Here is a 25,232-nt window from a genome sequence, read left to right as displayed (position 1 = left end):
GGGTTCAGGTGGCGCCGCCGAAGCGGCGCGTGCGGCCGTTATTCCGGTCGCGCCCGGGTACTGGCCAGCAGGGTGCGCAGGCTTGCCGCCTTGGGCTTCACCAGCCAGAACCGACCAATGTAGTCATCGAAATTGTCGAGGATGTGCTCCGCCCATTCGCTCTGGGTCTCCGTCACATGCTCACGGATTACGCTGCGAAGATGGTTGCGGTACGGCTCCATGTCTTCGCTGGAAATACGCTGGATTTCCACCAGCTCGTGGTTGTACTTGTCCACGAAGGTGTTCTGCTGGTCCAGGACGTAGGCGAAACCGCCGGTCATACCCGCCCCGAAGTTGTGGCCGGTATTGCCCAGTACGGTCACCAGACCGCCGGTCATGTACTCACAACAGTGGTCACCCACGCCTTCAACGACGGCGTGCGCCCCGGAATTCCGGACACCGAAACGCTCACCCGTGGTGCCCGCAGCGTAGAGTTTGCCGCCGGTCGCCCCGTAGAGACAGGTGTTGCCGATGATCGACGTGTCCTGGGTCTTGAAGCTGCTTTCCCGCGGCGGACGGATAACCAGTTTGCCGCCGGTCATGCCTTTACCGACGTAGTCGTTGGCATCGCCTTCGAGGATCAGGTTCAGGCCACCGACATTCCAGACACCGAAGCTCTGCCCGGCCGTGCCGGTCAGCTCCAGCGTGATCGGCGCGCCGACCATACCCTGGTTGCCGTGCAACTGGGCGATTTCACCCGAGATCCGGGCGCCAATGGAGCGATCGCAGTTGGTGACGCGGTACTGCCAGGTACCACCGGCCTTATTGGTGATCGCCTCGCCCACGTCACTGACCATCTGCTCGGCCAGCGTACCTTTATCGAAAGGCGTGTTGCGCTCCACCTGACAGGTGTGTGGCTTGTCAGCCGGAATGTGATCGTTCTGCAGCAGCGGATTCAGGTTCAACTTCTGCTGACGCGGCGTGTCTCCTGGCAGCACTTCCAGCAGATCGGTCCGGCCCACCAGCTCTTCCAGACTGGTGACGCCCAGCTTGGCCATCCACTCCCGGGTTTCCTCCGCCACGAAGCGGAAGAAGTTCATCGCCATTTCGACGGTGCCCTTGAAGTGATCTTCACGCAGCTGGTCGTTCTGGGTGGCGACACCAGTCGCACAGTTGTTGAGGTGACAGATCCGCAGATACTTACAACCCAGCGCCACCATCGGGGTGGTGCCGAAGCCGAAGCTTTCCGCACCCAGGATGGCCGCCTTGACCACGTCCAGACCGGTCTTCAGACCGCCGTCCGTCTGCAGGCGGATCTTGCCGCGCAGGTCATTACCGCGCAGCGCCTGATGCGCCTCACTCAGCCCCAGCTCCCACGGGGAACCGGCGTAGCGGATCGAGGTCAGCGGGCTGGCTGCGGTACCGCCGTCGTAGCCGGAGACGGTGATCAGGTCGGCGTAGGCCTTGGCAACACCGGCCGCGATGGTCCCCACGCCCGGCTCGGAAACCAGTTTCACCGATACCAGCGCTTTCGGGTTGACCTGCTTGAGGTCAAAGATCAGCTGCGCCAAATCCTCGATGGAGTAGATATCGTGGTGCGGCGGCGGTGAAATCAGGGTCACACCCGGTACGGAATAGCGCAGACGGGCGATCAGTTCGTTGACCTTGCCACCCGGCAGCTGGCCGCCCTCACCGGGCTTGGCGCCCTGAGCGACCTTGATCTGCATGACGTCGGCGCTGCGCAGGTATTCCGCGGTCACACCAAAACGGCCCGAGGCCACCTGTTTGATCTTGGAGCGTTTTTCGGTGCCGTAACGGGCCGGGTCTTCGCCACCCTCACCGGAATTCGAGCGACCGCCCAGGGTGTTCATTGCCACCGCCAGCGCCTCGTGGGCTTCCGGCGACAGCGCGCCCAGGGACATGGCCGCAGAGTCAAAACGCGGGAAGATGGCTTCCACCGGCTCGACGCGGTCCAGATCCACCGCCTTGATGTCCTTGCGGAAGGTCAGCAGGTCGCGCAGGGTCGCCACCGGACGCTCGTTCACCAGGCCGGCGTATTCGCGGTAGGTGCCGTAATTGCCGTCGATGACCGCGCGTTGCAGGGTATTGACCACATCAGGGTTGAACGCGTGGTATTCCTGCCCGTGGACGTATTTCAGCACGCCGCCCTGGGCGATCGGCTTACGCTGTTTCCAGGCATTGCTGGCCAGCAGTTCCTGATCCTGCTGGAAATCGTAGAAACCGGCACCCTGGATGCGGCTCGGCACTTCACAGAAGCACAGGTCGACCACTTCGTCGGCCAGACCGATGGCTTCAAACAGCTGGGCGCCACGGTAAGACGTGATGGTCGAGATCCCCATCTTGGACAGGATCTTGAGCAGGCCCTTGTTGATGCCCTTGCGGTAGTTATTCTTGGCCTCGATCGGATCCATCATGACTTCACCGGTGCGGATCAGGTCGTTGAGGATCTGGTACGACAGGTACGGGTAAACCGCCGTCGCGCCGAAACCGAACAGCACGGCAAAGTGGTGCGGATCCCGCGCCCAGCCGGTTTCGATGATCAGGTTGGAGTCCGAGCGCAGGCCTTTGCGGACCAGATGGTGGTGCACGGCGCCGGTTGCCATCATGGCATTGACCGGCAGTTCACCTTCCTTGAGGTCCTTGTCGCTCAGAATCAACAGCACCTTGCCGTTGCGAACGGCCTGCTCCGCCTCGTTGCAGACGGCTTCGATAGCCTGCTTGAGCCCCAGCTCCGGACGGTAGCTCAGGCGGATCCGCTCGACTTCAAAACCCGGCCGGTCGTTGCTCTCTATGCGCAGGAACTTGGCCGGCGACAGCACCGGTGTGGACAGGATAATCCGGTTGGCGTGATCCGGCGTTTCCTCGAACACATTGCGCTCAGCCCCCAGGCAGGTCTCCAGCGACATGACGATGGATTCCCGCAGTGGGTCAATCGCCGGGTTGGTCACCTGGGCGAACTTCTGACGGAAAAAGTCAGCCGCGTGGCGGACCTTGCTGGACAGCACGGCCATCGGCGTATCGTCACCCATGGAGCCGACTGCTTCCTGGCCGCTTTCAGCCAGCGGACGCAGCACCTGGTCCCGCTCTTCGAAAGACACGTGGAACATCTTCTGATGGATTTTCAGCTCGTCGCTTTCCATCAGTTTGAATTCCGGCGTGTCCTGATTCAGCGTCGCCTCGACACGCAGGGCGTTCTCGCGCAGCCAGCGCTTGTAGGGCTGGGCGCTCTTCAGGCGCTGGTCGATATCCTTGGTATGCAGGACTTCGCCGGATTCGGTGTCGATCGCCAGCATCTGACCCGGTCCGACACGTCCCTTGGCTACGACGTCTTCCGGTTTGTAGCTGTAGGTGCCGATTTCGGACGCCAGCGTGATGAAATCATCTTTGGTGATGACCCAGCGTGCCGGGCGCAGACCATTCCGATCCAGCATACATACCGCGTGGCGACCGTCGGACAGCACCAGACCGGCCGGGCCGTCCCACGGCTCCATATGCATGGAATTGTATTCGTAGAAGGCCCGCAGATCGGAATCCATGGTGTCGACGTTCTGCCACGCGGGCGGAATCATCATCCGCACCGCCCGGAACAGGTCGACACCGCCGGCCAGCAGGATTTCCAGCATGTTGTCCATGCTGGAGGAGTCGGAACCGGTCCGGTTGACCAGCGGCTGCAGGGTCTGCAGATCAGGCAGCTCCGGCGACTTGAACTTGGACGCCCGGGCGATGGCCCAGTTCCGGTTGCCTTCAACCGTGTTGATCTCACCGTTGTGCGCCAGGAAGCGGAACGGCTGAGCCAGCGGCCAGCGCGGCATAGTGTTGGTGGAGAAGCGCTGGTGGAAGACGCAGATGGCCGTATGCAGGTCTGGATCGCCCAAATCCTGATAGAAGGTGGGCAGATCCACCGGCATCATCAAGCCTTTGTAGGAGATCGTCTTGTGCGACAGGCTGCAGATATAGAATTCGGGATCATCTGCCATTTCGCGTTCGGCGTGGCGACGTCCCAGGAACAGGCTGATACCGAATGCCGGCTCGTCTTTGCCCGCCGGCTCCACAAACACCTGTTCAATGCGCGGCAGACAATCCATCGCCATGGGGCCAAGGCAACTGCTGTCCGTCGGCACTTCACGCCACCCGACGATCTCCAGCCCCTGGTCGACAAGATGCTTTTCGAGAGTCTTACGACCCCGTTCGGCTTTCTTCTCGTCCTGATCGAGGAAAATCATGCCAACGCCGTACAGGTCGCCCAGCGTCTTGCCCAGACTTGCCTTGGCGGCCTTGCGCAGGAATGCGTCAGGTTTCTGCAGCAACAAGCCACAGCCGTCACCGGTCTTGCCGTCCGCCGCAATCCCACCACGGTGGGTCATGCAGGTCAGCGACTCGATGGCAGTTTGCAGCAACTTGTGGCTGGCATCGCCCTTCATGTGGGCGATCAGGCCGAATCCACAGTTGTCCCTGAACTCACCGGGATGATACAAACCTGTCATCATAAGCGTTCTCTCACTAAAATATTCTTTTCAATCAACTGGATAGGTGCCGAGCCCAGGCACATTACCCACTGACACTGAAAATGGGGGCTGGCTATTTTACATGCGCAGTAATACGTACTCAAATTGTTGAGCGATTTTTAACGCACTGACGGAATATAAAATTGATGAGATTGGAACAAAAAAGAATAAAAACCGCGCCGTATGAACCCGGGCGGCTTACTTCCTGGCGACGACGCTGCGCCAGTTGCGAATCAGGCCTGACGGCCTTGGCACATCATCAAAGGCCGGACCGCGAGCGAATCCAGACGTCGTGCTCGGCCAACCCCTGTGGCAGATCGCTCACGGCCTGACGGGCCTCGTTACGACTGGAGAATTGCCCGTACACCACAACATACCACGGTTTGCCCTTTCTTGTAGAGCGGGTGTAAACCATGCCCTCAATGTCCGGATGCTCGCTCAGGAAGTCGAGAGCCGTCTTTTCCTCATAGCCTGCGATAAACTGCGCTGTCAGGCCCGCGCCGGCCCGAAGCGCTTCGACAGGCGTGAAACGATCAGAGGCCTGCGGCTTGAAAGCCCGCTCGGGAGTCTCATCGGCGGCTTGGTCGGCGGAGACCGCTGTCTCTGCGTCAGCCTGACCTGTCGATGCATTCGGTTGTGGCTGATTGTTCTCGCTGGATGTCTCCGCCGGTGCTGCCTCCGGCTCAGCCACCACATTGGCCTGATCAGCGGGGGTCGGCTGCGGCACTTCCGTTGACTCAGCCTCGAACGGTTGCGCTATCGCCGCGACAGGGTCCGCTGCAGTCACCTCGTCCGCCTTTGGCTCGTCAGCCGCAAGCGCATCGTTCCCGGCAACTGGCGATTGATCGGGCGCCCCATCGCCGGCTGGCGCATCTGGAGGAACCTCATTGGCCTTGGCCTCGGAAGCCGATATCGGATCGTTCAGCGACACATCGGGAGCAGATCGTTGTGGAGAAGACGTCGTTTCAGCCTCGGGGTGCCAGGACTCTTCATCGGGCCCCAACCTTATGGTTTTGCGCTCAACGGGCGCCGGCTGGTCGTTCTGGTGCGCGACCACGTCATCGTACTGCCAGGATACCATGAGCCATGAGCCGCCCAGCAAGAGCAACACCGCTAGCGGAATGACCAGTTTTCGCGGGCTCATGCGGTTTCGTCTTGCCGCCGGCTGATGGCCAGCCATGTCCAGCCAGACGGCGGGCGCGGTTCGCTTGAGACGACCGAAACTGCCCTGCCCCAACTCATGCAGTTTTTTCAGGTGACTCGCCGCTAACAGCACATCCGGATCACCCCCGGCCTTGGCGATTCTTGGCCGAAGGTAATCGGCAATTTCATCGCGATTCAGAGGTCGCAGATGAATCTGGTGAGCCTGATGCTGCAGACCGCCCCCTTCGCTGTCCAGCATATCGAGCAAGGTATCCGAGCCGGAGAGCACGGGGACGGCCGCCTGCCCCCGATCCGCGTGCGTAAACGCCGCCACCAGCATCCGCAACAACGGCGCCGCCATATGATCCGCGTCATCGACCAGCAGGACGATACGACGGCCCCGGAGAGTCGCCCTCTCACTCCACTTGAAGAAGTTGTAAATGGCGTCGCGGACCGTCCGCCCGGTAGCCAGTCCCTGATGGGCAATCGCGAGCAGACGATCAGCCAGAGCCTGTTCGCTGGCCAGGTCGGTGGTGCTCAGACGCTGAAAATCGAGGCGATCGGACTCGTGACGGACCAGTTCGGCCAGCACCCGGGTTTTGCCGGCACCCCGGGCACCGGTGACCAGGATGGCCATATCCCCGAACGCCGCCAGGTGACGCAGGGTTTCCAGCGAATACTCGCGCTGCCCCCCGGGGTAGAAAGGCACGTCCATGGCAAGCGGATCCTGGCCCAATCCATAGCGGGACTGGAGTCGTTGAAACAGACCACCGGGGTCGCTGGTCAACTGTTCGTCAACTGCCATGGCATCTTCCGTGTCCGTAATTCGCGATACTCAGTTGCAAAACCAGGCGAGCGTTTCGCCCAGCTTTTGTGCGGGGAAGTCCGCGGTCACGACCGCCTTGCCCAACGATTCCAGCAGGACCAGCCGCAGCGCTCCATCGACATTCTTCTTGTCGACCGCCATCAGTCCCAGAAAATCGTCCGGCGTCATTCCAGCGGGCGGCTCAAGCGGCAGATCGGCACGTTGCAGGATGCGGGCAACACGTTCCAAATCGTCAGCGCTGAGATAACCGAGACGGCAGGACAGATCAGCCGCCATCAACATGCCGGTTCCGACGGCTTCACCGTGCAACCAGGTGCCATACCCGGTAAAGGTTTCGATCGCATGGCCAAACGTGTGGCCGAGATTGAGAATGGCGCGTAACCCGCCCTCCTTCTCATCCACTGCGACCACCTCCGCCTTGCAGGCACAGGACCGGTAAATCGCTTCAACCATCGCGATGGCATCCAGTGACCGGAGGGCGGCCATATTGGCTTCCAGCCATTCCAGAAAGGCCGGCTCACGAATCAGCCCATATTTGATGACTTCCGCCAGCCCCGCGGGCAGCTCCCGCGGCGGCAAGGTGCCCAGCGTATCGGTATCGATCAGCACGACTTCCGGCTGATGAAACGCGCCGATCATGTTCTTGCCCAGCGGATGGTTGATGCCCGTCTTACCACCAACCGAGGAATCCACCTGCGACAACAAGGTTGTCGGAATCTGGATAAAGTGCACGCCACGTTGATAGCAGGCCGCCGCAAAGCCGGTCATATCGCCAATCACGCCACCACCCAGAGCAACCAGTGTGGTTCTCCGGGTATGCCGCTTTTCCAGCAGGGCGTCGAAAATCAGGTTCAGCGTTTCCCAGTTCTTATACCGCTCGCCATCCGGAAGAACGACACTGTCGACCGCCTTACCGGGGAACGATCCGGTCGCGCGCTCCAGATAAAGTGGCGCCACGGTCGCATTCGTCACGATCAGGACACGATCACCCCGGACATGGAAAGAGAGGTCCACGGATCCGAGCAGCCCCTGGCCAATCAGGATCGGGTAGCTGCGCTCACCAAGATCGACCGTTAGCGTACGTGCAACGTCAGGCATGTTTGTGTCCTTCCTTCCTCAGGTGCCGTTTCTTGCGGGACGTCCGTGGCTTGATGCGGTTAATGAGCTGGCGCACAACGAGTCTCGGGCTCTTTTTGTCCGTCATCATCACGATATCGGCCAGCTGGCTGTATATCGGATTCCGTCGATCGAACAGCTCCTGCAATACGGCGCGGGGATCGTCATGCTGGAGCAGCGGGCGGTTGCGATCACGCCGGGTGCGCTCAAATTGCTGGTCCACAGAGGTCTTGAGGTAAACGATCAACGCAGCCCGACGCAAACTGGCGTGGTTTTCTTCGCGCATGACCGCGCCGCCGCCAGTCGCGATCACAGCACCGGTTTCATGGGACAGCTCCTCCAGGATATTGCTCTCCCGAGTTCGAAAGCCGCTCTCGCCCTCGACATCGAATATCCATGGAATATTGGCCCCACAACGCTCTTCGATCAGGCGGTCGGAGTCGATAAAGCGATAGCCCAGCTCTCTGGCCAACAGGCGTCCAATCGTGCTTTTCCCGGCTCCCATAGGGCCCACGAGCACAATACGTTCCGGCAACGGCATAGTTCTGCTCAATCCAATACAGGGCGCTGAGCATAGCACAGGCGCCAATCCCGCGATAAGCGCCTGTTCGCCTCGGTACAAACAAAAAAGCCGCCTCGTCCGAGGCGGCTTTTGGGATCCTGGCAGTGATCAGTCGATCAGGTCGCCTTTCAGGATCTTCGGCGTAATGAAGACCAGCAGCTCGCTGCGCTCATCAACCACCGACTTGTTGCGGAACAGCGCTCCCAGGTACGGAATGTCGCCCAGGAACGGCGTCTTGGTGATGGTGGTGGATTTCTCGGACTGGAAGATGCCGCCGAGAACCACCGTTTCACCGTTACGGACCAGCACCTGTGTGGTGACTTCGTTGGTGTCGATACTCGGAATACCGTTGGTCACCTGGCCACGGGAATCCTGGTTTACCGCCAAGTCCATGATGATCTTGTCGTCCGGCGTAATCTGCGGTGTGACTTCCAGCGACAGAGCCGCTTCCTTGAAGGACACCGAAGTTGCACCGCTGGATGAAGCCTCCTGGTACGGAATTTCCTCACCTGACTTGATTTTCGCGGTCTGGCGGTCGGCGGTCACCACTTTCGGCTGGGCCACGATTTCGGCCTGGCCATCGCTGGCGTATGCGGACAACTCAAGATCTACCAGGAAGTCCGTGCCGATGTACCCGAAGGCGATCGAGGAGGCATTCGACTGAGTAGCACCCAGATTAACGTTCAGGCTGTCGGACGGCAGGGTCAGCAAACCGGAAGAAATGTTGCTGATACCACTCTGCGTGCCACCAACAACCACGTTGTTATTACCGCCGTTGGCATTACCGCGCCCTTCAACGCCCCACTGCACACCCAGCTCTTCAGCCAGATCCGTGGATGCCCGCACAATCCGCGCCTCGATCAGAACCTGGCGCACCGGCACGTCCCAGGTGGAAACCAGTCGACGGATTTGTTCCAACTTGTCCGCCGTTTCGCGCACGCTGATGGTGTTGGTGCGCGCATCGGAAGACACAAAACCGCGGTCGGAAATCAGCTCATCGTCAGCCTGGATCAGCGCAACGATGTCCGCCGCCTTGGCATAGTTAACCTGGATGATGTCCAGACGAACCGGCGCCAGCTCGGCAATCTGCTTGGACGTTTCCAGTTCCAGACGCTCGCGGGCGGCAATCTCGTCCGCCGGCGCCACCAGCAGGACGTTACCGATCTGACGCTTGTCCAGACCTTTGGTCTTGAGGATCAGATCCAGAGCCTGGTCCCAGGGCACGTTTTGCAGACGCAGCGTAATGCTGCCGCTGACCGTGTCACTGGCCACCAGGTTCAGGCCCGTGAAATCGGCGATCAACTGCAGGACCGAGCGAACTTCGATGTCCTGGAAGTTCAGGGACAGCTTCTCGCCGGTGTACGGGAACTTCTCCTCGCGACGATTCTCCGCCTCTTCGTCAGACAACGGTTCAACGCTCACCGTAAACTCGTTGCCGGCCTGGTAGGCCAGATAGTCGTAGTTGCCTTTCGGGCGAATCTCGACAACTGCATCGCCGCCCTGCATGAATGTGTCCACACGCGTGACCGGTGTCGCGAAATCGGTCACGTCCAGACGACGGCGCAGCGATTCAGGGACCTGCGTACCGTCCATCACCAGACGGATTCGACCGCCGGTTTCGGACAGGTCCACAGACGTTTTCGGGTTGGACAGACTGACGACAATCTGACCTTCGCCATCCGCGCCACGATGGAAATCGACATTGGAAATAGCATCCCGAGACGACGCCGACGAGACGGCGGACTGTACCGGGGTGTTGGACGTCGTCTGGGAGGTCGCCGCCTGACCTTCACCACCGCCGATCTTCATGGTGATGGTATTGCCGGCCACGTTCGTGGTGTAGGGCACCAGGTCCACCAGATTGAAGATCAGGCGGGTCCGGTCCTTGGTATCGACAACCGTCATGCTCTGGGCATTACCGCTGCCCAAAGAGATGCTGCGGCTCTGCAGGGCACTGTCCACCCCTTTGAGATCCACCGCGATTCGGGCCGGACGCTCGATCGTATAGCCGGTCGGCTGCGGCGGGGTTCCATCGAACTTGAGAACGACCTCAGTCCCGTCGCCCGGGAGTGCCGTGAATTCGACATCATTCAGGCTGACGGCATTCGCCAAGCCGGACATCATGCCGAGAGCAGCCATGCCGATTATCAATACAGTTTTTCTGAACATCGTTAGCCTCGACCCCAACCTATTTTGTACACACAGATTTCTTGAATTATTCATGTCGCCGCTCCTTAGCCCTCACTCAGTTCAAGGGTTCGCGGCCGTTTGACCCAACCACCGCTGCCATTGGGCACAATTTCCACCAGCTCGATACGGGTTTCGTTGACACCGACCACGCGGCCGTAGTTCTCTCCCATATGGTTGCCTTTGTGGACACGATGAATCCCACCGGTGTTGTCCTTGACTAGCGCATACAGATCACCACTGTTGTCCGCCCGCTTGAGCGTGCCGACCATCCGCAGATTCGTCAGCTGGAAGTTTTCGAGCACTTCCTTGGGACGATCGAAATCCGGCTTGATATCACTTTGCGGTTTCTCGTCCACCATGGTGAGCTGGACTTCCACCGGCACCTCAAACGGTGAGCGGCGATCGGCCGCCGAATAGGCGAAAGCCTCATAGGCCTTGAATTCGGGCAGCGGCTCAACGTGACCACGCGGCTTGGACCGCGCTTCCGACATGAACTGGTCCAGATCGGAAAAGCCATTGCCCTGGGAACAGGCCGTTAACAGTGTCGCCAAACAGACCGTTGTCCAGGCTTTACAGGCATGCTTGCTCATCATGCTTACTCCCCAGCCCGGTAACGGTAGGTCCGAGCCTGCACCTGCATTTCAAGCACCTGGCTGTCGGCCCCTCCCGTTGGTTTGATGGTAAAGTCGTGCAAGGTCACGATTCGCGGCAATCCGGCGATGCTGCTCACAAAGGAAGCCAGTTCGTGATAGGTCCCGCGTACCTTGAGGTTGATCGGCAGCTCGATGTAGAAGTCCTTCTTCTGCTCCGGCTGCAGTTTGATCTCATCAAGCTCAAGACCATTGCCCACGGCGGTATTGGTGATATCTTCCAGAAGACCGGGCACTTCGGTATCACTGGGCAACTGTTTGACCAGCGCACCGAAGGTCTCTTCCATTTCGACCATCTGCTTCTTGAAGACCGCCAGGTTGGCCACCTTGTAGGCCTTCTGCTCGTATTGGTCCTTGAGCTCCACCTCTTTCTTTTCGACCTGGCTGAGCTGGCTGTATTCGTCCTTGACGAAGAACCAGTAGCCGCCACCGAGGATCAGGCCAAAGACCAACAGCATGACAATGATCTTGATCGGCATCGGCCAGATGCCGGCGTTATTCAGATCGAGGTCATTGACGTCAAATTCGTTCAGGCTTTTCAGAGAGTCCGCGAGGCTCATTTTTTCTTGCCCTCCTCTTCGGGCTCCGGCGTTTTCTGGTCCACCGAAAGATTGAACTGGCTGTAGCCGGCACGGCGGCTGTCAGCGGACGACACGTTGGTCAGGTTGGGATTCGCGAACCACTCGGAATCCTCGAACTGACGCATCAGGTTGGAGATCCGGTTGTTGGATTCCGCCATGCCCGTAATCTGCAACTTGTCGCCGGTTTTCTTGAGGTCGGTGTAGAAAAGCCCGTCGGGCAGGGTTTTAACCAGTTCGTCGAACACCCGGACAATCACAGGGCGCTTGCCCTGCAGGTCCTGAATCACCTTCATCCGGGCGATCAGTTCATCGCGTTTGCGACGCAGGTCTTCAATTTCCTTGATCTGGGAGTCCAGGGACTTCATCGCATTCTGAACGTAGGCGTTACGGGATTCCTGGTAGGAAATCTGGTCGTCCACGTGACCCTTCCACAGGAAACCCAGGCCAGCAGCGACGATGACCGCGCCCACAATCATGACGACGAACTGCTGCTGCTTCTCCGCCCGCAGTTCCTCGCGCCAGGGTCTGAGGTTAATCTTCGCCATCAGTCAAAACTCCTCATCGCCAGACCACAGGCAATCATCAGCGACGGCGCATCGTTGCTCAGTGCGGACGCATTGACCCGGGAGCCCACTGCCATATCGGCAAACGGGTTAGCCACCAGTGTGGCGGTGCCCGTTTTCTCCTCAACCATCTCGGTCAGCCCGTGAATGGACGCTGTACCACCGGCGAGGACGACATAGTCAACCGCGTTATACTGGCTGGCACCGAAGAAGAACTGCAGTGCGCGGGCCACCTGCTGGACGACCGCCTCCCGGAACGGGGACAGCACTTCCACCTCGTAGTCGTCCGGCAATCCGCCCTGCTTCTTGGCCAGTCCGGCCTCTTCCAGGGACAGGCCGTAGCGGCGCTGGATTTCCTCGGTCAGCTGCTTGCCGCCGAAGATCTGCTCACGCGTGTAGACAGTCTTGCCGTCCGCCAGAACGCTCAGCGTGGTCATGGTGGCGCCTACATCGACAATCGCGACCACCAATTCCTCACCCTGTGAGTCCAGTTGCGGCTCGACCAGCGTATAGGCCCGCTCAAGGGCATACGCCTCGACATCGACCACCTTGGCGGAAAGCCCCGCGATGGAAAGCGCATCTTCCCGGATATCGACGTTTTCCTTGCGGCAGGCTGCCAGCAGGACGTCGACCTGGTCGGGATTGGTTTCCGAGGGGCCCTGGACTTCAAAGTCGATGGCGACTTCGTCCAGCGGATAGGGAATGTACTGATCGGCTTCCAGCGCGATCTGGTCTTCCATTTCAAATTCATTGAGGCCGGCATTCATCTGAATCAGCTTGGTAATGACCGCCGACCCAGATACAGCCACCGCGGTTTGCTTTGCACTGGCGCGAGCCTTGCTCACCACCTTGCGCAACGCGTCACCGACGGCCTCTACATCCGTGATATTTTTCTCGACAACAGCGTTGGCAGGCAGCGGTTCTACCGCATAGCTCTCAACCCTGTACCGCTCGCCACTCTGCCTGGAGAGTTCCAGAAGCTTGACCGAGCTTGAACTGATGTCGATACCCAGCACAGCACTGGACTTTTTACCGAACAATCCGAACACGCGCTCACCCTATACCTGGTTTAATGCACCCGGTTACGACTTTTTTATTTAAGAGAATTTGTTTTGCTTTGCGTCTACAATGCGATTTCTTCATGGAAGAAAGGCATAGTGGAACTTTGAGGATGCCTTATCCTTCTAAAGCAATTTCTCAGATGATAGACCTATATCTAACAGTTGTCAGAAAAAATGTCCCGAATGATTCGCTTTACTCGCATTAGTACATGGCTGTTTTTTTTCGGCCTTTCGGTCGGCGCCATGTTGCTTTCAAGCTTCTATCTTTACCTGCGCCCCGGTTTGCCGTCAGTCGATCAGCTTGTCGACATCCGGCTCCAGACACCGCTTCGGGTCTATTCCAGCGACAAGAGATTAATAGCAGAATTCGGTGAAAAGAGAAGGGCTCCGATCACAATCGAACAGATCCCCAACCTTCAGTTACATGCCTTCCTGGCCGCCGAGGATTCGCGATTCTACGAGCACAACGGGGTCGACATCAAAGGCCTGGTGCGGGCTGCCGTGGAGCTGGTCACCACCGGTTCCATCCGCTCCGGGGGCAGTACCATCACAATGCAAGTTGCAAAAAATTACTTTTTGACACGCGAACGTACCTTTATTCGCAAGTTCAACGAGATACTGCTTGCCTTTCAGATAGAGCGTGAACTTCCCAAGAACAGGATACTGGAACTGTATCTGAACAAGATATATCTGGGAAATCGGGCTTACGGCATCCAGGCCGCGTCCCAGGTCTATTACGGTAAGCCGGTCAACGAACTGGAACTGGCGCAGATGGCCATGCTGGCCGGTCTGCCCAAGGCGCCGTCGGCTTACAACCCACTCGCCGACCCCCAGCGCGCCCTGTCCCGCCGCAACTGGATCCTGCAGCGCATGCGCGAGCTGGGCTATATCTCGGACACCGCCTACGACCTGGCATCTCGTGCGCCGATTACCGCCACCTATCATGGCGCCGAATATGAGCTCGATGCCGCCTATGTGGCGGAGATGGCCCGCGCGGAAATGGTCCGGCGCTACGGCGACGATGCCTACACCGACGGGTACAAGGTGTACCTCACGGTCGACAGCGAGAAGCAGAAAGCCGCCAACGACGCGCTTCAGGCCGGCCTCGAAGCCTACGACCATCGCCATGGTTTCCGTGGCCCGCTGGGCCACCTGGACGAAGAGACGCTAAAAGCCGGTGAACTCGACAAGGCGCTGGGCAGCTACCCGGCCTATCCCGGCCTGATACCGGTCGTTGTCACCAACTTGAGCGATGATTCAGCCACCGTATACAGCCAGCCGACCGGTGAAACCACCATGCCGCTCGACACCATGAAATGGGCGCGCGAGTACCGTAATGAGAACCGGCGTGGATCCGAGCCGACGAAACCGGCGGACGTTCTCAAGGTCGGGGATGTGGTGTACGCCCGCCCGCAATCACCGCCCCCCAGCTCCTCTGCGTCGGATGACGAATTACCCGAAACGGTCGCCAAACCGTCCATGGCTCTCGAACAACTGCCCCAGGTCGAAGGCGCGCTGATCTCGCTGGATGCAAAAACCGGCGGCATTCAGGCCCTGACTGGCGGCTACAGCTTTGAGGAATCCAAGTACAACCGCGCCATTCAGGCAAAACGTCAGCCGGGGTCCAACTTTAAACCGTTCCTTTACCTGTCCGCCCTGGAGAAGGGAAAGACTGCGGCCACGGTCATTAACGACGCCCCGATCGTCCTGGATGATGCCGACCAGGAATCGGTCTGGCGTCCGGAAAACTCGGGCAGCCGCTTTGCCGGGCCGACCCGCCTGCGCAAGGCGCTTTACCAGTCCCGCAACCTGGTCTCTATCCGGCTGCTACGCTCGATCGGCATCGACTACACCCTCGATTACCTTCAACAGCTGAAAATCGACACGTCGGGCATGCCGCACAACCTGACGCTCGCTCTCGGCAGTGGCACCCTGTCCCCGATGGAAGTAGCCCGCGGCTTTGCGGTCATTGCCAATGGCGGCTATGACGTCACGCCCTATCTGATCGACCGCATCGAAGACAGCCGCGGCAATATCCTTTACGCGGCTCCCAGTGTCATTCAGTGCGACGACGACTGCGCCGACCTGGCGACCCGATCACCCACACCGGATGCCGGCTTCCCGGCCATCCGGACGGCACCCCGTCTGGCGGACAAGCGCGCGGTTTACATCATGCACTCGATATTGCGCGACGTGATCGAAAAAGGGACCGGCCGCCGCGCCCTCGCCCTGAACCGCAAGGACGTCGCCGGCAAAACCGGGACCACCAATGAGCAGCGGGATGCCTGGTTCTCCGGCTTCAATCACGACCTGGCCACGACGGCCTGGGTGGGCTTCGATACCCCTCGACCGATGGGGCGCGGCGAGTACGGCGCTGTTGCCGCACTGCCGGTATGGCTGGATTACATGAAAGTCGCCCTGAAGGATGCGCCGTCGTCGTATATGCCCCGCCCCAATGGCATCGTGACCGTGAAGATCGATCCGGAAACCGGCGAGCGCGCAGCGCCGGGCAACCCCGATGCCATCTTTGAACTGTTCCGGGAAGAAAACGTGCCGGCCCAGCAGTCAGCCGACACCATTCGCAACCAGGACAGCGGCGACGCGGTCATGCCCCAGGAACTGTTCTAGCGCCCCAACGCTTACCTCAACCGGTATTCCGGGCACAAAAAAACCGCCGAAAGGCGGTTTTTTTGTATCCTCGGCGACTTACCGAATGTCGTCGATCGACTTCAACGGGTAGTGTGCCGGGTAGGCATGACGCGCGACGCCGGAATCGACCGCCGCACGGGCAACCGCCGCCGGCACGAACTCGAGCAAACGCACATCCATCGGCTTGGGAATGATGTACTCCTTGCCGAACTCAAAGCTCTCCACACCGTAGGCTTCGCAGATTTCCTTGGGCACCGGTTCTTTCGCCAGGTCACGGATGGCGTGAACCGCGGCCACTTTCATCTCTTCGTTAATGGCCGTTGCACGAACGTCCAGCGCACCACGGAAGATGAACGGGAAGCCCAGGACATTGTTGACCTGGTTCGGGTAGTCGGAGCGGCCGGTCGCCATGATCAGATCGTCGCGGGCGGCCAGCGCCACTTCGGGACTGATCTCGGGATCCGGGTTGGAGCAGGCAAAGACGATGGGGTTCGGCGCCATTTTCTTCAGTTGCTCAGCCGACAGCAGGTCCGGACCGGATACACCCACGAAGACATCCGCGCCGTCGATCGCGTCATCCAGGGTGCGGAACTCGGTTTCCGTCGCGAACATGGCCTTGTACTGGTTCAGGTCGTCACGACCGGCATGGATCACGCCCTTTCGGTCCAGCATGAAGATATTCTCAGACTTCATGCCACAGCTGATCAGCAGCTTCATGCAGGCAATCGCGGCCGCACCGGCACCCAGGCAAACCACCCGGGCTTCGTCCGGCTTCTTGCCCTGCAGCTCCAGCGCATTGAGCATGCCGGCCGCCGTCACGATGGCCGTACCATGCTGATCATCGTGAAACACGGGCACGTTGCACTGCTCTTTCAGCGCACGCTCAACCTCAAAGCACTCAGGGGCCTTGATGTCTTCCAGGTTGATGCCGCCAAAGGTATCGGCAATCCGGGCCACCGTCTCAATAAACGCCTGCGGACTTTCGGAATTGACTTCAATATCAAAGACATCGATGCCGGCAAAGCGCTTGAACAGAACGCCCTTGCCTTCCATAACCGGTTTGCTCGCCAGAGGACCCAGGTTGCCCAACCCGAGAATGGCAGTACCATCCGAAATGACAGCAACCAGGTTACCCTTGCCGGTATATTTGTACGCATTCTCGGGGTCTTTCGCGATCTCGCGGACCGGTTCAGCCACGCCCGGGCTGTAGGCCAGGGAAAGATCGCGGGATGTCCGCGTCGGCTTGGTGATTTCAACGCTCAGCTTACCCGGGCGGGGGTTGGCGTGATAATCGAGGGCCGCTGCTTTCAGATCTTGAGACATTGCCACTGTTCCGTTTGTCACGTTAATCGGGTGGAGCGTCATTATATGGGCCGAAGGTGAACGATCCGGTCAACGATCGACACGGACAATGCCCGAATGAACGGCATGACCCCGGCCCCACTCTCACTTTATAGTTCTCCGCCAGCGCTGGCGCGAGCGCGACATTATGGCGTGACTACCCAGCTCAAACAAGGGCGACTGCGCAAATACTGACCAGCCGTAACCATGAATTTTTTCATGCCTCACATAAGCAAAAAAGGCGCCATTTGGCGCCTTTTTTGCTCGTTCCACCGACATGACATCGGGGAATTGATCCGCGGATCAGCTGCCTTTCTTGATACGGCCGCCGAAACGCTTCTGGAACCGGTCGATACGACCCGCGGTGTCCATGACCTTCTGCTTACCCGTATAGAACGGGTGGCACTGGGAGCAAACGTCCAGCTGCATGTCACGGGCGATGGTGGAACGGGTCTTGATGACATTACCGCAGCTGCAGGTTGCCGTAATCTCTTCGTACTTCGGGTGGATGCCTTCTTTCATGGGGAAACCCTCTCTGCTTATGCCGCCACCTGATCATCCGCCAGGCACCGCATGGGGTAAAATGGACTTGACGGTCAAAATACCGCCAAAATCAGACGGCGAATCATATCAGAATTCTCTTGGTTCGCAATAGATGAGCCTGTAGCAGTGTTCCCTTATACTGCGCCTTTCTCTTTCCGACGACGGAGACGCTGTGACCCAGACGGCACGCATTGCGCTGTCACGCCCCCTGCGACGACTGTTCGACTACAGGATCCCCGACGGCATGGTTGTGCAACCAGGCCAGCGAGTCCGTATTCCGTTCGGCCGCCAGTCGCTGGTTGGCCTTGTCGTGGACACCGGCGTTCAGCCGCCAGAAGGTATCAAGCTCAAACCCATCAGCGCCGTTCTCGAAGACTGGCCAGCCTTGCCCGATGAGACTCGTACCCTGTTGCAGTGGGCCGCCAGTTACTACCAACATCCGCTCGGCGAGTGTCTTTTTATGGGACTGCCTCCGGCACTTCGCCGGGGGCGACCCGCGTCGCAACCCGCCGAGCAAGCATGGACCATTGTCCCCGGCGCCAGTACCGCGCCATTGCCGGCCCAGGCAAAGCGCCAGCAGGCCCTGCTCGACTGGCTGTCGGATCTCGGCGAGCCGATGGGGCAAAAGGACATCCTGGCGGCCGGTTTCTCCCGCGCCCAACTGAAAGCCCTGGCGGACCGCGATCTGATCCGTGAAGCCAACGCCAAAGAGCAGCTCAGCTCCCGCAAGCCCACGCCTGTCGACATCCTGCCGGAGCTAACCCCCGCCCAGAACGAGGCCTTCGGACAACTCCCCTGCCCGGATGAGGGATTTACCGCCTCGCTACTCTATGGCATCACGGGCAGCGGCAAGACCGAACTCTATCTTCATTATATAGAGCGGTATCTCTCCGACGATCAGCAGGCCCTGGTGCTGGTCCCGGAAATCAACCTCACCCCCCAGACTGTGCGACGCTTCACCCGCTACTTCGGCGACCGCATTGCCGTCTGGCATTCAGCCCTGAACGACGGCGAACGCCTGCACACGTGGCTGCGCATCCGACAGGGCGACCCGGTCATTGTCATCGGCACCCGCTCGGCGGTCACCCTGCCCTTTATGAGACTGGGGGCCCTGATCGTCGACGAGGAGCACGACACGTCCTTCAAACAGGGCGAAGGTTTTCGCTATTCCGGCCGTGATCTCGCTGTGTACCGGGCCCACCTGAACCAGTGCCCGGTCATACTGGGATCAGCCACGCCGTCGATCGAATCCTGGCACAACGCCACGTCCGGAAAGTACCGCCTGATTCGACTGGAGGAAAGGGCCGGCGAGGCCCGGCCACCCACCATGCGGCTGCTCGACATCCGCAGCCGACCGCTGGAGGGAGGTCTATCGCCACGCGCCCTGCAGGCGGTCCGCGAACGGATCGAGCGCCAGCAGCAGGTACTGGTCTTCGTCAACCGCCGTGGTTTCGCCCCGGTGATGATGTGTTTTGACTGCGGGCACACCAGCGAATGCCCTCGCTGCGACTCCCGGCTCACCTTCCACCGCCGCGACCGGGCCCTGCGCTGCCACCACTGCGATTACCAAACCGCCGCGCCGCTCACCTGCCCGAGTTGCGACAGCGACGCCTACAAACCCATCGGTCAGGGCACCGAACGCACCGAAGACGTGCTCCAGTCGGCTTTTCCCGACACCCCGGTGATTCGGGTGGACCGGGACAGCACGCGCAATCGCGGCAGTATTGATCGCATCCTCGAACGCGTGAATACCGGTGAGCCTTGTATCCTGGTGGGCACCCAGATGCTGGCAAAGGGTCACGACTTTCCCAACGTCTCACTGGTGGTGGTGGTCAATGCCGACGGCGGCTTGTTCAGCGTGGACTTCCGGGCGCCGGAACAGCTGGTACAGACGCTGTTGCAAGTCAGCGGTCGCGCCGGCCGGGGCGTCATCCCCGGCACCGTCCTGATCCAGACCTGCCACAGTGAGCACCCACTTCTCAACCAGCTCTGCGACGGCCACTATCCCGCGCTTGCCGAGCACATACTGGCAGAACGCGAGGCGCTCAGCCTGCCGCCCTTCCGGGCCATGGCCCTGCTTCGGGCAGAAGCCGCCTCCATGGAGGAAAGCCTGTCCCTGCTCGATGCCGCCAAGGCACAGATCCGGGACAATCGCATCGAAACCTGGGGGCCTTTGCCGGCGCTGATTGCCCGACGCGCCGACCGCCACCGGGCACAGCTGATCTTCCTCAGCGATCGTCGCGGGCCCATGCAGGCGACATTGGCGAACCTGTGTTATTTCCTTGAGAATGAAAAGAAGCCGGCCACACTGAAATGGCAGGTGGATATCGATCCCCTGGAAACCGGGTAGCTCGGGCCACCCGATAGTGGTCCGCCACATTGAGAAAGGCCGGGCTTTCCGCGATAATACGCGATCCTCGAGAGGGCTCGTTCCGGGGCCTCTGATGAGTGACTGACCCGCCTCCGGCTGACACAGCATGCCGAGGCCGTTACGGGGTTCATCAGAGACTCTTTCAGCCCATTCAATGCTCCGATCCGACAGAGTCATCTGCCAGCATGAAAGACACGGTAACCCAGCTACTTGAAGCCGCCATTGCGGCGCTCCAGGCCGACGGCGTTTTGCCGGCCGACCAGACGTTCACGCCGAATGTCGACAACACCCGCGACAAGGCCCACGGCGATTTCGCTACAAACATCGCCCTGGCCACCGCCAAGGCTGCTGGAAAACCACCGCGACAACTGGCCGAAGCCTTGATCGACAAGCTGCCGGACAGCCCGGCCGTCCAGAAAGTCGATATTGCCGGCCCGGGCTTTATCAACTTTTTCATGAGTGACGCCAGCAGCTTCGACATTGTGCGCACGATCATTGAGTCCGGTGAAACCTACGGCCGCAACAACAGCGGCCAGGGCGAATCCGTACAGATCGAGTTCGTCTCAGCCAACCCGACCGGTCCGCTGCATGTCGGTCACGGTCGCGGTGCGGCGATTGGCGATTGCCTGGCGCGACTGCTGGAAGCCAACGGCTATCAGGTTTCCCGCGAGTTCTACTACAACGACGCCGGCGCCCAGATCGACAACCTGGCGCTGTCCGTGCAGGCCCGCGCCCAGGGCAAGACTCCTGAGGACGAGGGCTGGCCCGCTGACGGCTATCGCGGCGACTACATAGTCGATGTGGCCAAGGCCTACCAGGCCGGCGAGACAGTGACGGCCGACGATCGGGAAGTGACCGCCAAGGCGGATGCGAACGACCTGGACGCGATCAAAGCCTTTGCCGTGGCCTACCTGCGCCGCGAGCAGGATCTGGACCTCAAGGCTTTCGGCGTCGAGTTCGACGTCTATTTCCTGGAGTCGTCCCTGTATAGCGATGGCAAGGTGGAAGAAACCGTCCGCATGCTGACGGACAACGGCTACACCTATGAAAAGGAAGGCGCCACCTGGCTGCGCACCACCGAGTTCGGCGACGACAAGGACCGGGTCATGCGCAAGACCGACGGCGGCTACACCTACTTCCTGCCGGACGTCGCCTATCACCTGGACAAGTGGCGCCGTGGCTACACCACCGTGATCAACGAGCAGGGGGCTGACCACCACTCTACGGTCACGCGGGTGCGCGCCGGCCTCCAGGCCCTGAAAACCGGCATTCCACAGGGGTGGCCGGATTACGTCCTGCACCAGATGGTGTTGGTCACCCGTTCCGGCGAGGAAGTGAAACTGTCCAAACGCGCCGGCAGCTACGTCACTCTGCGCGATCTGATCGACGAAGTCGGCCGTGATGCCACGCGATTCTTCCTGGCGGCGCGTCGGGTCGATTCCCAGTTGACCTTCGATATTGACCTGGCCCGCTCCCAGACCAATGAAAACCCGGTCTATTACATCCAGTATGCTCATGCCCGGATCTGCAGCGTGCTGCGCAAGCTGGCCACAGAAGGTATCCAGGCCGACCGCCGGGCGCTGGTGGAGCGCCTGGACGGCCTGGGACTGGAAGAGGAACGGGATCTGGCCAATCGCCTGGCCCAGTATCCGGAACTGATCGCCAATGCGGCCGCCACGCGCGAACCGCACCACGTCACCCATTACCTGCGCGACCTGGCCGGGCAGTTCCACACGTATTACAACGCTCACAAGGTCCTGGTGGACGACGAAACCATCCGCGATGCACGAATCGCCCTTTGCCTGGCGGTCCAGCAGGTGCTGGTCAACGGCCTGTCGCTGATCGGCGTCGGCGCACCGGAAGAGATGTAACCCACAGGACAGCAGTCCAGCGCGAGGCCCATCACCGATGTCCCGTGATTACGCCAAGAAGTCCCGCCCCCAGGGCGCAGCAGCCACCAGCACCAGCCGGCCTGCGCCGCGACGGGCCAAAGGCACCCAAAAGCCGGAACGCAGCAAGAAGGCCAGCCCCCGGAAGCAGTCCGGCGGCCTGTCCCTGCGCTGGATACTGTCTCTCGCCCTGGTGGGCGGGTTCATTGGCTTCATTACCTACCTGAACTCGCTGCCCGCGCCGGGCAACGGTCCGGCGGGTTCACCCCGGGGCAGTCAGCCGGCACAGACGGCCAAAACCACCCCCAAGACGGCACCGGCCCAGAAAGAGAAAAAGGAATCTTTCCAGTTCTACGACATGCTGCCGGAATCGGAAGTGGTACCACCCAAGGTGGAAGCCTACGACCCGGGACCAGCCCCGGCCGAACGCAAGTACCAGTACATGATTCAGACCGGCTCGTTCAAAGGCCGCAGCGATGCCGAGCGCCAACGCGCCCAGGTGGCCTTCCAGGGGCTGCACGCCTCCATCGAGCAGATCAAGCTGGACAGCGGCGTCATCTGGTACCGGGTCAACATCGGCCCGTTCGACTCCCGCAGCAAGATGAACAGCGTCGTCGACAAGCTGGTCAGCATCAATATCGAGCCTTTGGTCCGCAAGGTCCCCAAGGAAGGCTGATTCTCTGAGCCCGGTCGTGGCACGGCCGGGCAACGTGACCCGGCTACCCACCCCCATCGTATGATTGCTGAATTGTCACGATGGGCCATCCCGTCTATCCCCTTGAAAATCACCCTGTCATAGCCATATCTAAGGAATCTCGAGGGGCCTCTGAATAAGCCCTGATCCTGCCCCGCTGTTCGGGACGTATTCAGAGGCACCTTCCCAACAGGCTCATTAGCACTTGGAGCTCACATGACAACGATTCTTTCTGTACGACGCGGCGACACGGTGGCCATGGGCGGTGACGGTCAGGTTTCCCTGGGCAACACCGTGATGAAAGGCAATGCCAGAAAAGTGCGCCGCCTGTACAACAACCAGGTCCTGGCCGGATTCGCCGGCGGCACGGCCGACGCCTTCACCCTGTTCGAGCGCTTCGAAGCGCAGCTGGAGAAGCATCAGGGCAACCTGACCCGGGCCGCCGTGGAACTGGCCAAGGATTGGCGAACGGACAGGGCCCTGCGACGACTCGAAGCCTTGCTGGCGGTGGCCGATCACACCGCCTCGCTGATCATCACCGGTAACGGGGACGTCATCGAACCCGAAGACAGCCTCATTGCCATTGGCAGCGGCGGGCCTTTTGCCCAGGCCGCCTCACGGGCACTGCTGGAAAACACAGAGCTCAAGGCGGACGAGATCGTCGAGAAGGGTCTCGACATCGCCGCTGACATCTGCATTTACACGAACCATAACCGCACGCTCGAAGTGCTGTCCGGCAAAGAGTGACGGAGCCATCATGTCTGCAATGACCCCTCGTGAAATCGTTCATGAACTCAATAAACACATCGTCGGCCAGGAAGAGGCCAAGCGGGCCGTTGCCGTTGCCCTGCGCAACCGCTGGCGTCGCATGCAGCTGGAACCGGCGCTGCGGGACGAAATCACGCCCAAGAACATCCTGATGATCGGCCCCACCGGTGTGGGCAAGACCGAGATCGCCCGTCGCCTGGCCAAACTGGCGGACGCACCCTTCCTGAAAGTGGAAGCCACCAAGTTTACCGAGGTGGGTTACGTGGGCCGCGATGTCGAGTCCATCGTGCGCGACCTGGCGGATATGGCCGTGAAGATGCTGCGCGAGAAAGAGATCAAGCGTAACGAGCATCGTGCCGAAGACGCCGCCGAGGATCGCATCCTGGACGCCCTGCTCCCACCGGCCCGCAGCTTCGAGGAAGACAGCCAGCGCTCCTCCGGCGACTCGTCCACCCGGCAGCTGTTCCGCAAGAAGCTGCGGGAAGGTGAGCTGGACGACAAGGAAATCGAAGTGGGCCTGAGCAGCTCCGGCGCCGGCGTCGAGATCATGGCGCCACCGGGCATGGAAGAAATGACCAGCCAGCTGCAGAACATATTCTCCAGTATGTCCCGCGACAAAAAGAAGACCCGCAAGATGAAAGTCGCGGATGCTCTGGTCGCGGTACGCGAGGAAGAAGCCGCCAAGCTGGTCAATGAGGAAGAGATCAAGCAGAAGGCGATCCAGGTGGTGGAGCAGAACGGCATTGTCTTCATCGATGAAATCGACAAGGTGGCCAAGCGCTCCGAAAACGGCTCCGCGGACGTGTCCCGGGAAGGCGTGCAGCGCGACCTGTTGCCGCTGATCGAGGGCAGCACCGTGAGCACCAAGTTCGGTATGGTGCGCACCGATCACATCCTGTTTATCGCGTCGGGCGCGTTTCACCTGTCCAAGCCATCGGACCTGATTCCCGAACTGCAGGGGCGCCTGCCGATTCGCGTCGAGCTGCAAGCGCTGACGCCGGAGGACTTCAAGCGAATCCTCACCGAGCCGGATGCGTCCCTGGTGCAGCAGTACGAAGCCCTGATGAACACCGAAGGTCTGCAGCTGAACTTCACCGCCGACGCCATCGAGCGGATCGCCCAGGTGTCCTGGAAGGTGAACGAGACCACCGAAAATATCGGTGCCCGTCGACTGCACACCGTGATGGAGCGCCTGCTGGAGACCATCTCGTTTGATGCGGGCGATTCATCCACCGGCGAATTCCAGGTCACGGCCGCCTACGTTGACGAAAAACTCGGCGACCTGTCCGAAGACGAAGACCTGAGCCGATATATCCTGTAAAACCTGTGGGAGGCGAGTCATTCACCTCCCACTCCCCCAGTCACCGGTCGATGCCAACCCCATGTCCACCGAAGCCCAACGCCCCAGTGATATCCGCATCCGCAAACAGAGCCGCCTGCTCGTGCTCAGTTATGAGAATGGAGAAGTACTAGAACTGCCCTTCGAACTCCTGCGGGTCTATTCTCCGTCAGCTGAAGTTCGCGGTCATGGAGCCGGTCCCGGCACGTTGCAGACCGGCAAACGGGATGTACTGGTGACCGGTGCCGAAATGGTTGGCAACTACGCGATCAAATTGAGTTTCAGCGACGGCCACGATTCCGGTCTGTTCACCTGGGCCTATCTGCAGGAACTGGGAAGGGAGAAGTCCCGTTATTGGCAGGACTATCTGGACCGGTTGGACAAGGAAGGGGGTTCACGGGACGGTAGCGTCCGATACCACTGAGCCAGGGCCCACGAAAA

18 protein-coding genes are annotated in these 25,232 nt (G+C 60.2%); 7 read left to right on the top strand and 11 right to left on the bottom strand.

The window, feature by feature from the left end; translation table 11 throughout:
• Positions 1-38 precede the first annotated feature (38 nt).
• The 9 genes from gltB to EB809_RS07415 all read right to left on the bottom strand — a co-directional run bounded on the left by gltB (position 39) and on the right by EB809_RS07415 (position 13,185).
• A complete protein-coding gene (gene gltB / locus EB809_RS07455) occupies positions 39-4,487 on the bottom strand; it encodes a glutamate synthase large subunit (protein WP_123634182.1) in 4,449 nt (1,482 codons plus the stop codon).
• Between the two features lie 277 nt (positions 4,488-4,764).
• On the bottom strand, positions 4,765-6,453 hold the full coding sequence (locus tag EB809_RS07450; protein WP_123634181.1) for an AAA family ATPase: 1,689 nt from the start codon (positions 6,451-6,453) through the stop codon (positions 4,765-4,767).
• 30 nt (positions 6,454-6,483) lie between these two features.
• Complete coding sequence (aroB, locus tag EB809_RS07445) at positions 6,484-7,572, bottom strand: 3-dehydroquinate synthase (RefSeq protein ID WP_123634180.1); 1,089 nt, start codon at positions 7,570-7,572, stop codon at positions 6,484-6,486.
• Complete coding sequence (gene aroK, locus EB809_RS07440) at positions 7,565-8,131, bottom strand: shikimate kinase AroK (protein ID WP_123634179.1); 567 nt, start codon at positions 8,129-8,131, stop codon at positions 7,565-7,567. The genes aroB and aroK overlap by 8 nt, the downstream gene beginning before the upstream one ends.
• A 129-nt stretch (positions 8,132-8,260) precedes the next feature.
• Positions 8,261-10,375, bottom strand: coding sequence for a type IV pilus secretin PilQ (pilQ, locus tag EB809_RS07435; protein ID WP_123634178.1), 2,115 nt, complete (start codon positions 10,373-10,375; stop codon positions 8,261-8,263).
• An 11-nt stretch (positions 10,376-10,386) separates the two neighbouring features.
• Positions 10,387-10,935: a pilus assembly protein PilP gene (locus EB809_RS07430; RefSeq protein WP_123634177.1), complete on the bottom strand. Its 549-nt coding sequence runs from the start codon at positions 10,933-10,935 to the stop codon at positions 10,387-10,389.
• A gap of 2 nt (positions 10,936-10,937) precedes the next feature.
• Positions 10,938-11,552, bottom strand: a complete 615-nt coding sequence (locus tag EB809_RS07425) for a type 4a pilus biogenesis protein PilO (RefSeq protein WP_123634176.1) — start codon at positions 11,550-11,552, stop codon at positions 10,938-10,940.
• A complete protein-coding gene (locus tag EB809_RS07420) occupies positions 11,549-12,118 on the bottom strand; it encodes a PilN domain-containing protein (RefSeq protein WP_123634175.1) in 570 nt (189 codons plus the stop codon). The genes EB809_RS07425 and EB809_RS07420 overlap by 4 nt, the downstream gene beginning before the upstream one ends.
• Complete coding sequence (locus tag EB809_RS07415) at positions 12,118-13,185, bottom strand: pilus assembly protein PilM (RefSeq protein WP_123634174.1); 1,068 nt, start codon at positions 13,183-13,185, stop codon at positions 12,118-12,120. The genes EB809_RS07420 and EB809_RS07415 overlap by 1 nt, the downstream gene beginning before the upstream one ends.
• A 186-nt stretch (positions 13,186-13,371) precedes the next feature.
• On the opposite strand from EB809_RS07415, the gene EB809_RS07410 reads away from it, so the two are divergent.
• Positions 13,372-15,825, top strand: a complete 2,454-nt coding sequence (locus EB809_RS07410; RefSeq protein WP_123634173.1) for a penicillin-binding protein 1A — start codon at positions 13,372-13,374, stop codon at positions 15,823-15,825.
• A 78-nt stretch (positions 15,826-15,903) separates the two neighbouring features.
• On the opposite strand, the gene EB809_RS07405 is transcribed toward EB809_RS07410, so the two are convergent.
• Together EB809_RS07405 and rpmE are read right to left on the bottom strand one after the other, a co-directional pair.
• The gene (locus EB809_RS07405) at positions 15,904-17,169 is read right to left on the bottom strand and encodes a malic enzyme-like NAD(P)-binding protein (RefSeq protein ID WP_123634172.1); all 1,266 of its coding nucleotides are present in this window, start codon (positions 17,167-17,169) and stop codon (positions 15,904-15,906) included.
• 321 nt (positions 17,170-17,490) lie between these two features.
• A complete protein-coding gene (gene rpmE / locus EB809_RS07400; RefSeq protein ID WP_123634171.1) occupies positions 17,491-17,709 on the bottom strand; it encodes a 50S ribosomal protein L31 in 219 nt (72 codons plus the stop codon).
• Between the two features lie 193 nt (positions 17,710-17,902).
• On the opposite strand from rpmE, the gene EB809_RS07395 reads away from it, so the two are divergent.
• The 6 genes from EB809_RS07395 to EB809_RS07370 all read left to right on the top strand — a co-directional run bounded on the left by EB809_RS07395 (position 17,903) and on the right by EB809_RS07370 (position 25,215).
• Positions 17,903-20,080: a primosomal protein N' gene (locus tag EB809_RS07395; RefSeq protein ID WP_123634170.1), complete on the top strand. Its 2,178-nt coding sequence runs from the start codon at positions 17,903-17,905 to the stop codon at positions 20,078-20,080.
• Positions 20,081-20,286: 206 nt separating this feature from the next.
• Positions 20,287-21,972 (top strand): arginine--tRNA ligase, encoded by a 1,686-nt coding sequence (gene argS / locus EB809_RS07390; RefSeq protein ID WP_123634169.1) that lies wholly within the window; start codon positions 20,287-20,289, stop codon positions 21,970-21,972.
• 37 nt (positions 21,973-22,009) lie between these two features.
• A complete protein-coding gene (locus EB809_RS07385) occupies positions 22,010-22,666 on the top strand; it encodes an SPOR domain-containing protein (RefSeq protein WP_123634168.1) in 657 nt (218 codons plus the stop codon).
• A 234-nt stretch (positions 22,667-22,900) separates the two neighbouring features.
• The gene (gene hslV / locus EB809_RS07380) at positions 22,901-23,431 is read left to right on the top strand and encodes an ATP-dependent protease subunit HslV (protein ID WP_123634167.1); all 531 of its coding nucleotides are present in this window, start codon (positions 22,901-22,903) and stop codon (positions 23,429-23,431) included.
• 10 nt (positions 23,432-23,441) lie between these two features.
• Positions 23,442-24,773 carry an ATP-dependent protease ATPase subunit HslU gene (gene hslU, locus EB809_RS07375; RefSeq protein WP_123634166.1) on the top strand — a complete coding sequence of 444 codons (1,332 nt, stop codon included), beginning with the start codon at positions 23,442-23,444 and terminating at the stop codon, positions 24,771-24,773.
• Positions 24,774-24,834: 61 nt separating this feature from the next.
• Complete coding sequence (locus tag EB809_RS07370) at positions 24,835-25,215, top strand: gamma-butyrobetaine hydroxylase-like domain-containing protein (RefSeq protein ID WP_123634165.1); 381 nt, start codon at positions 24,835-24,837, stop codon at positions 25,213-25,215.
• Positions 25,216-25,232 lie beyond the last annotated feature (17 nt).

It is taken from the genome of Marinobacter sp. R17, from assembly GCF_003789045.1.
GTDB lineage: Bacteria > Pseudomonadota > Gammaproteobacteria > Pseudomonadales > Oleiphilaceae > Marinobacter_A > Marinobacter_A mangrovi.
This window is presented reverse-complemented; position numbering and strand designations above follow the sequence as displayed.

Excerpts from the sequence above, each read along its gene's own strand:
- gltB (WP_123634182.1), bottom strand. The coding sequence starts at position 4,487 with ATGATGACAGGTTTGTATCATCCCGGTGAGTTCAGGGACAACTGTGGA.
- EB809_RS07450 (WP_123634181.1), bottom strand. The coding sequence starts at position 6,453 with ATGGCAGTTGACGAACAGTTGACCAGCGACCCCGGTGGTCTGTTTCAA.
- aroB (WP_123634180.1), bottom strand. The coding sequence starts at position 7,572 with ATGCCTGACGTTGCACGTACGCTAACGGTCGATCTTGGTGAGCGCAGC.
- aroK (WP_123634179.1), bottom strand. The coding sequence starts at position 8,131 with ATGCCGTTGCCGGAACGTATTGTGCTCGTGGGCCCTATGGGAGCCGGG.
- pilQ (WP_123634178.1), bottom strand. The coding sequence starts at position 10,375 with ATGAATAATTCAAGAAATCTGTGTGTACAAAATAGGTTGGGGTCGAGG.
- EB809_RS07430 (WP_123634177.1), bottom strand. The coding sequence starts at position 10,935 with ATGATGAGCAAGCATGCCTGTAAAGCCTGGACAACGGTCTGTTTGGCG.
- EB809_RS07425 (WP_123634176.1), bottom strand. The coding sequence starts at position 11,552 with ATGAGCCTCGCGGACTCTCTGAAAAGCCTGAACGAATTTGACGTCAAT.
- EB809_RS07420 (WP_123634175.1), bottom strand. The coding sequence starts at position 12,118 with ATGGCGAAGATTAACCTCAGACCCTGGCGCGAGGAACTGCGGGCGGAG.
- EB809_RS07410 (WP_123634173.1), top strand. The coding sequence starts at position 13,372 with ATGTCCCGAATGATTCGCTTTACTCGCATTAGTACATGGCTGTTTTTT.
- EB809_RS07405 (WP_123634172.1), bottom strand. The coding sequence starts at position 17,169 with ATGTCTCAAGATCTGAAAGCAGCGGCCCTCGATTATCACGCCAACCCC.
- rpmE (WP_123634171.1), bottom strand. The coding sequence starts at position 17,709 with ATGAAAGAAGGCATCCACCCGAAGTACGAAGAGATTACGGCAACCTGC.
- argS (WP_123634169.1), top strand. The coding sequence starts at position 20,287 with ATGAAAGACACGGTAACCCAGCTACTTGAAGCCGCCATTGCGGCGCTC.
- EB809_RS07385 (WP_123634168.1), top strand. The coding sequence starts at position 22,010 with ATGTCCCGTGATTACGCCAAGAAGTCCCGCCCCCAGGGCGCAGCAGCC.
- hslV (WP_123634167.1), top strand. The coding sequence starts at position 22,901 with ATGACAACGATTCTTTCTGTACGACGCGGCGACACGGTGGCCATGGGC.
- hslU (WP_123634166.1), top strand. The coding sequence starts at position 23,442 with ATGTCTGCAATGACCCCTCGTGAAATCGTTCATGAACTCAATAAACAC.
- EB809_RS07370 (WP_123634165.1), top strand. The coding sequence starts at position 24,835 with ATGTCCACCGAAGCCCAACGCCCCAGTGATATCCGCATCCGCAAACAG.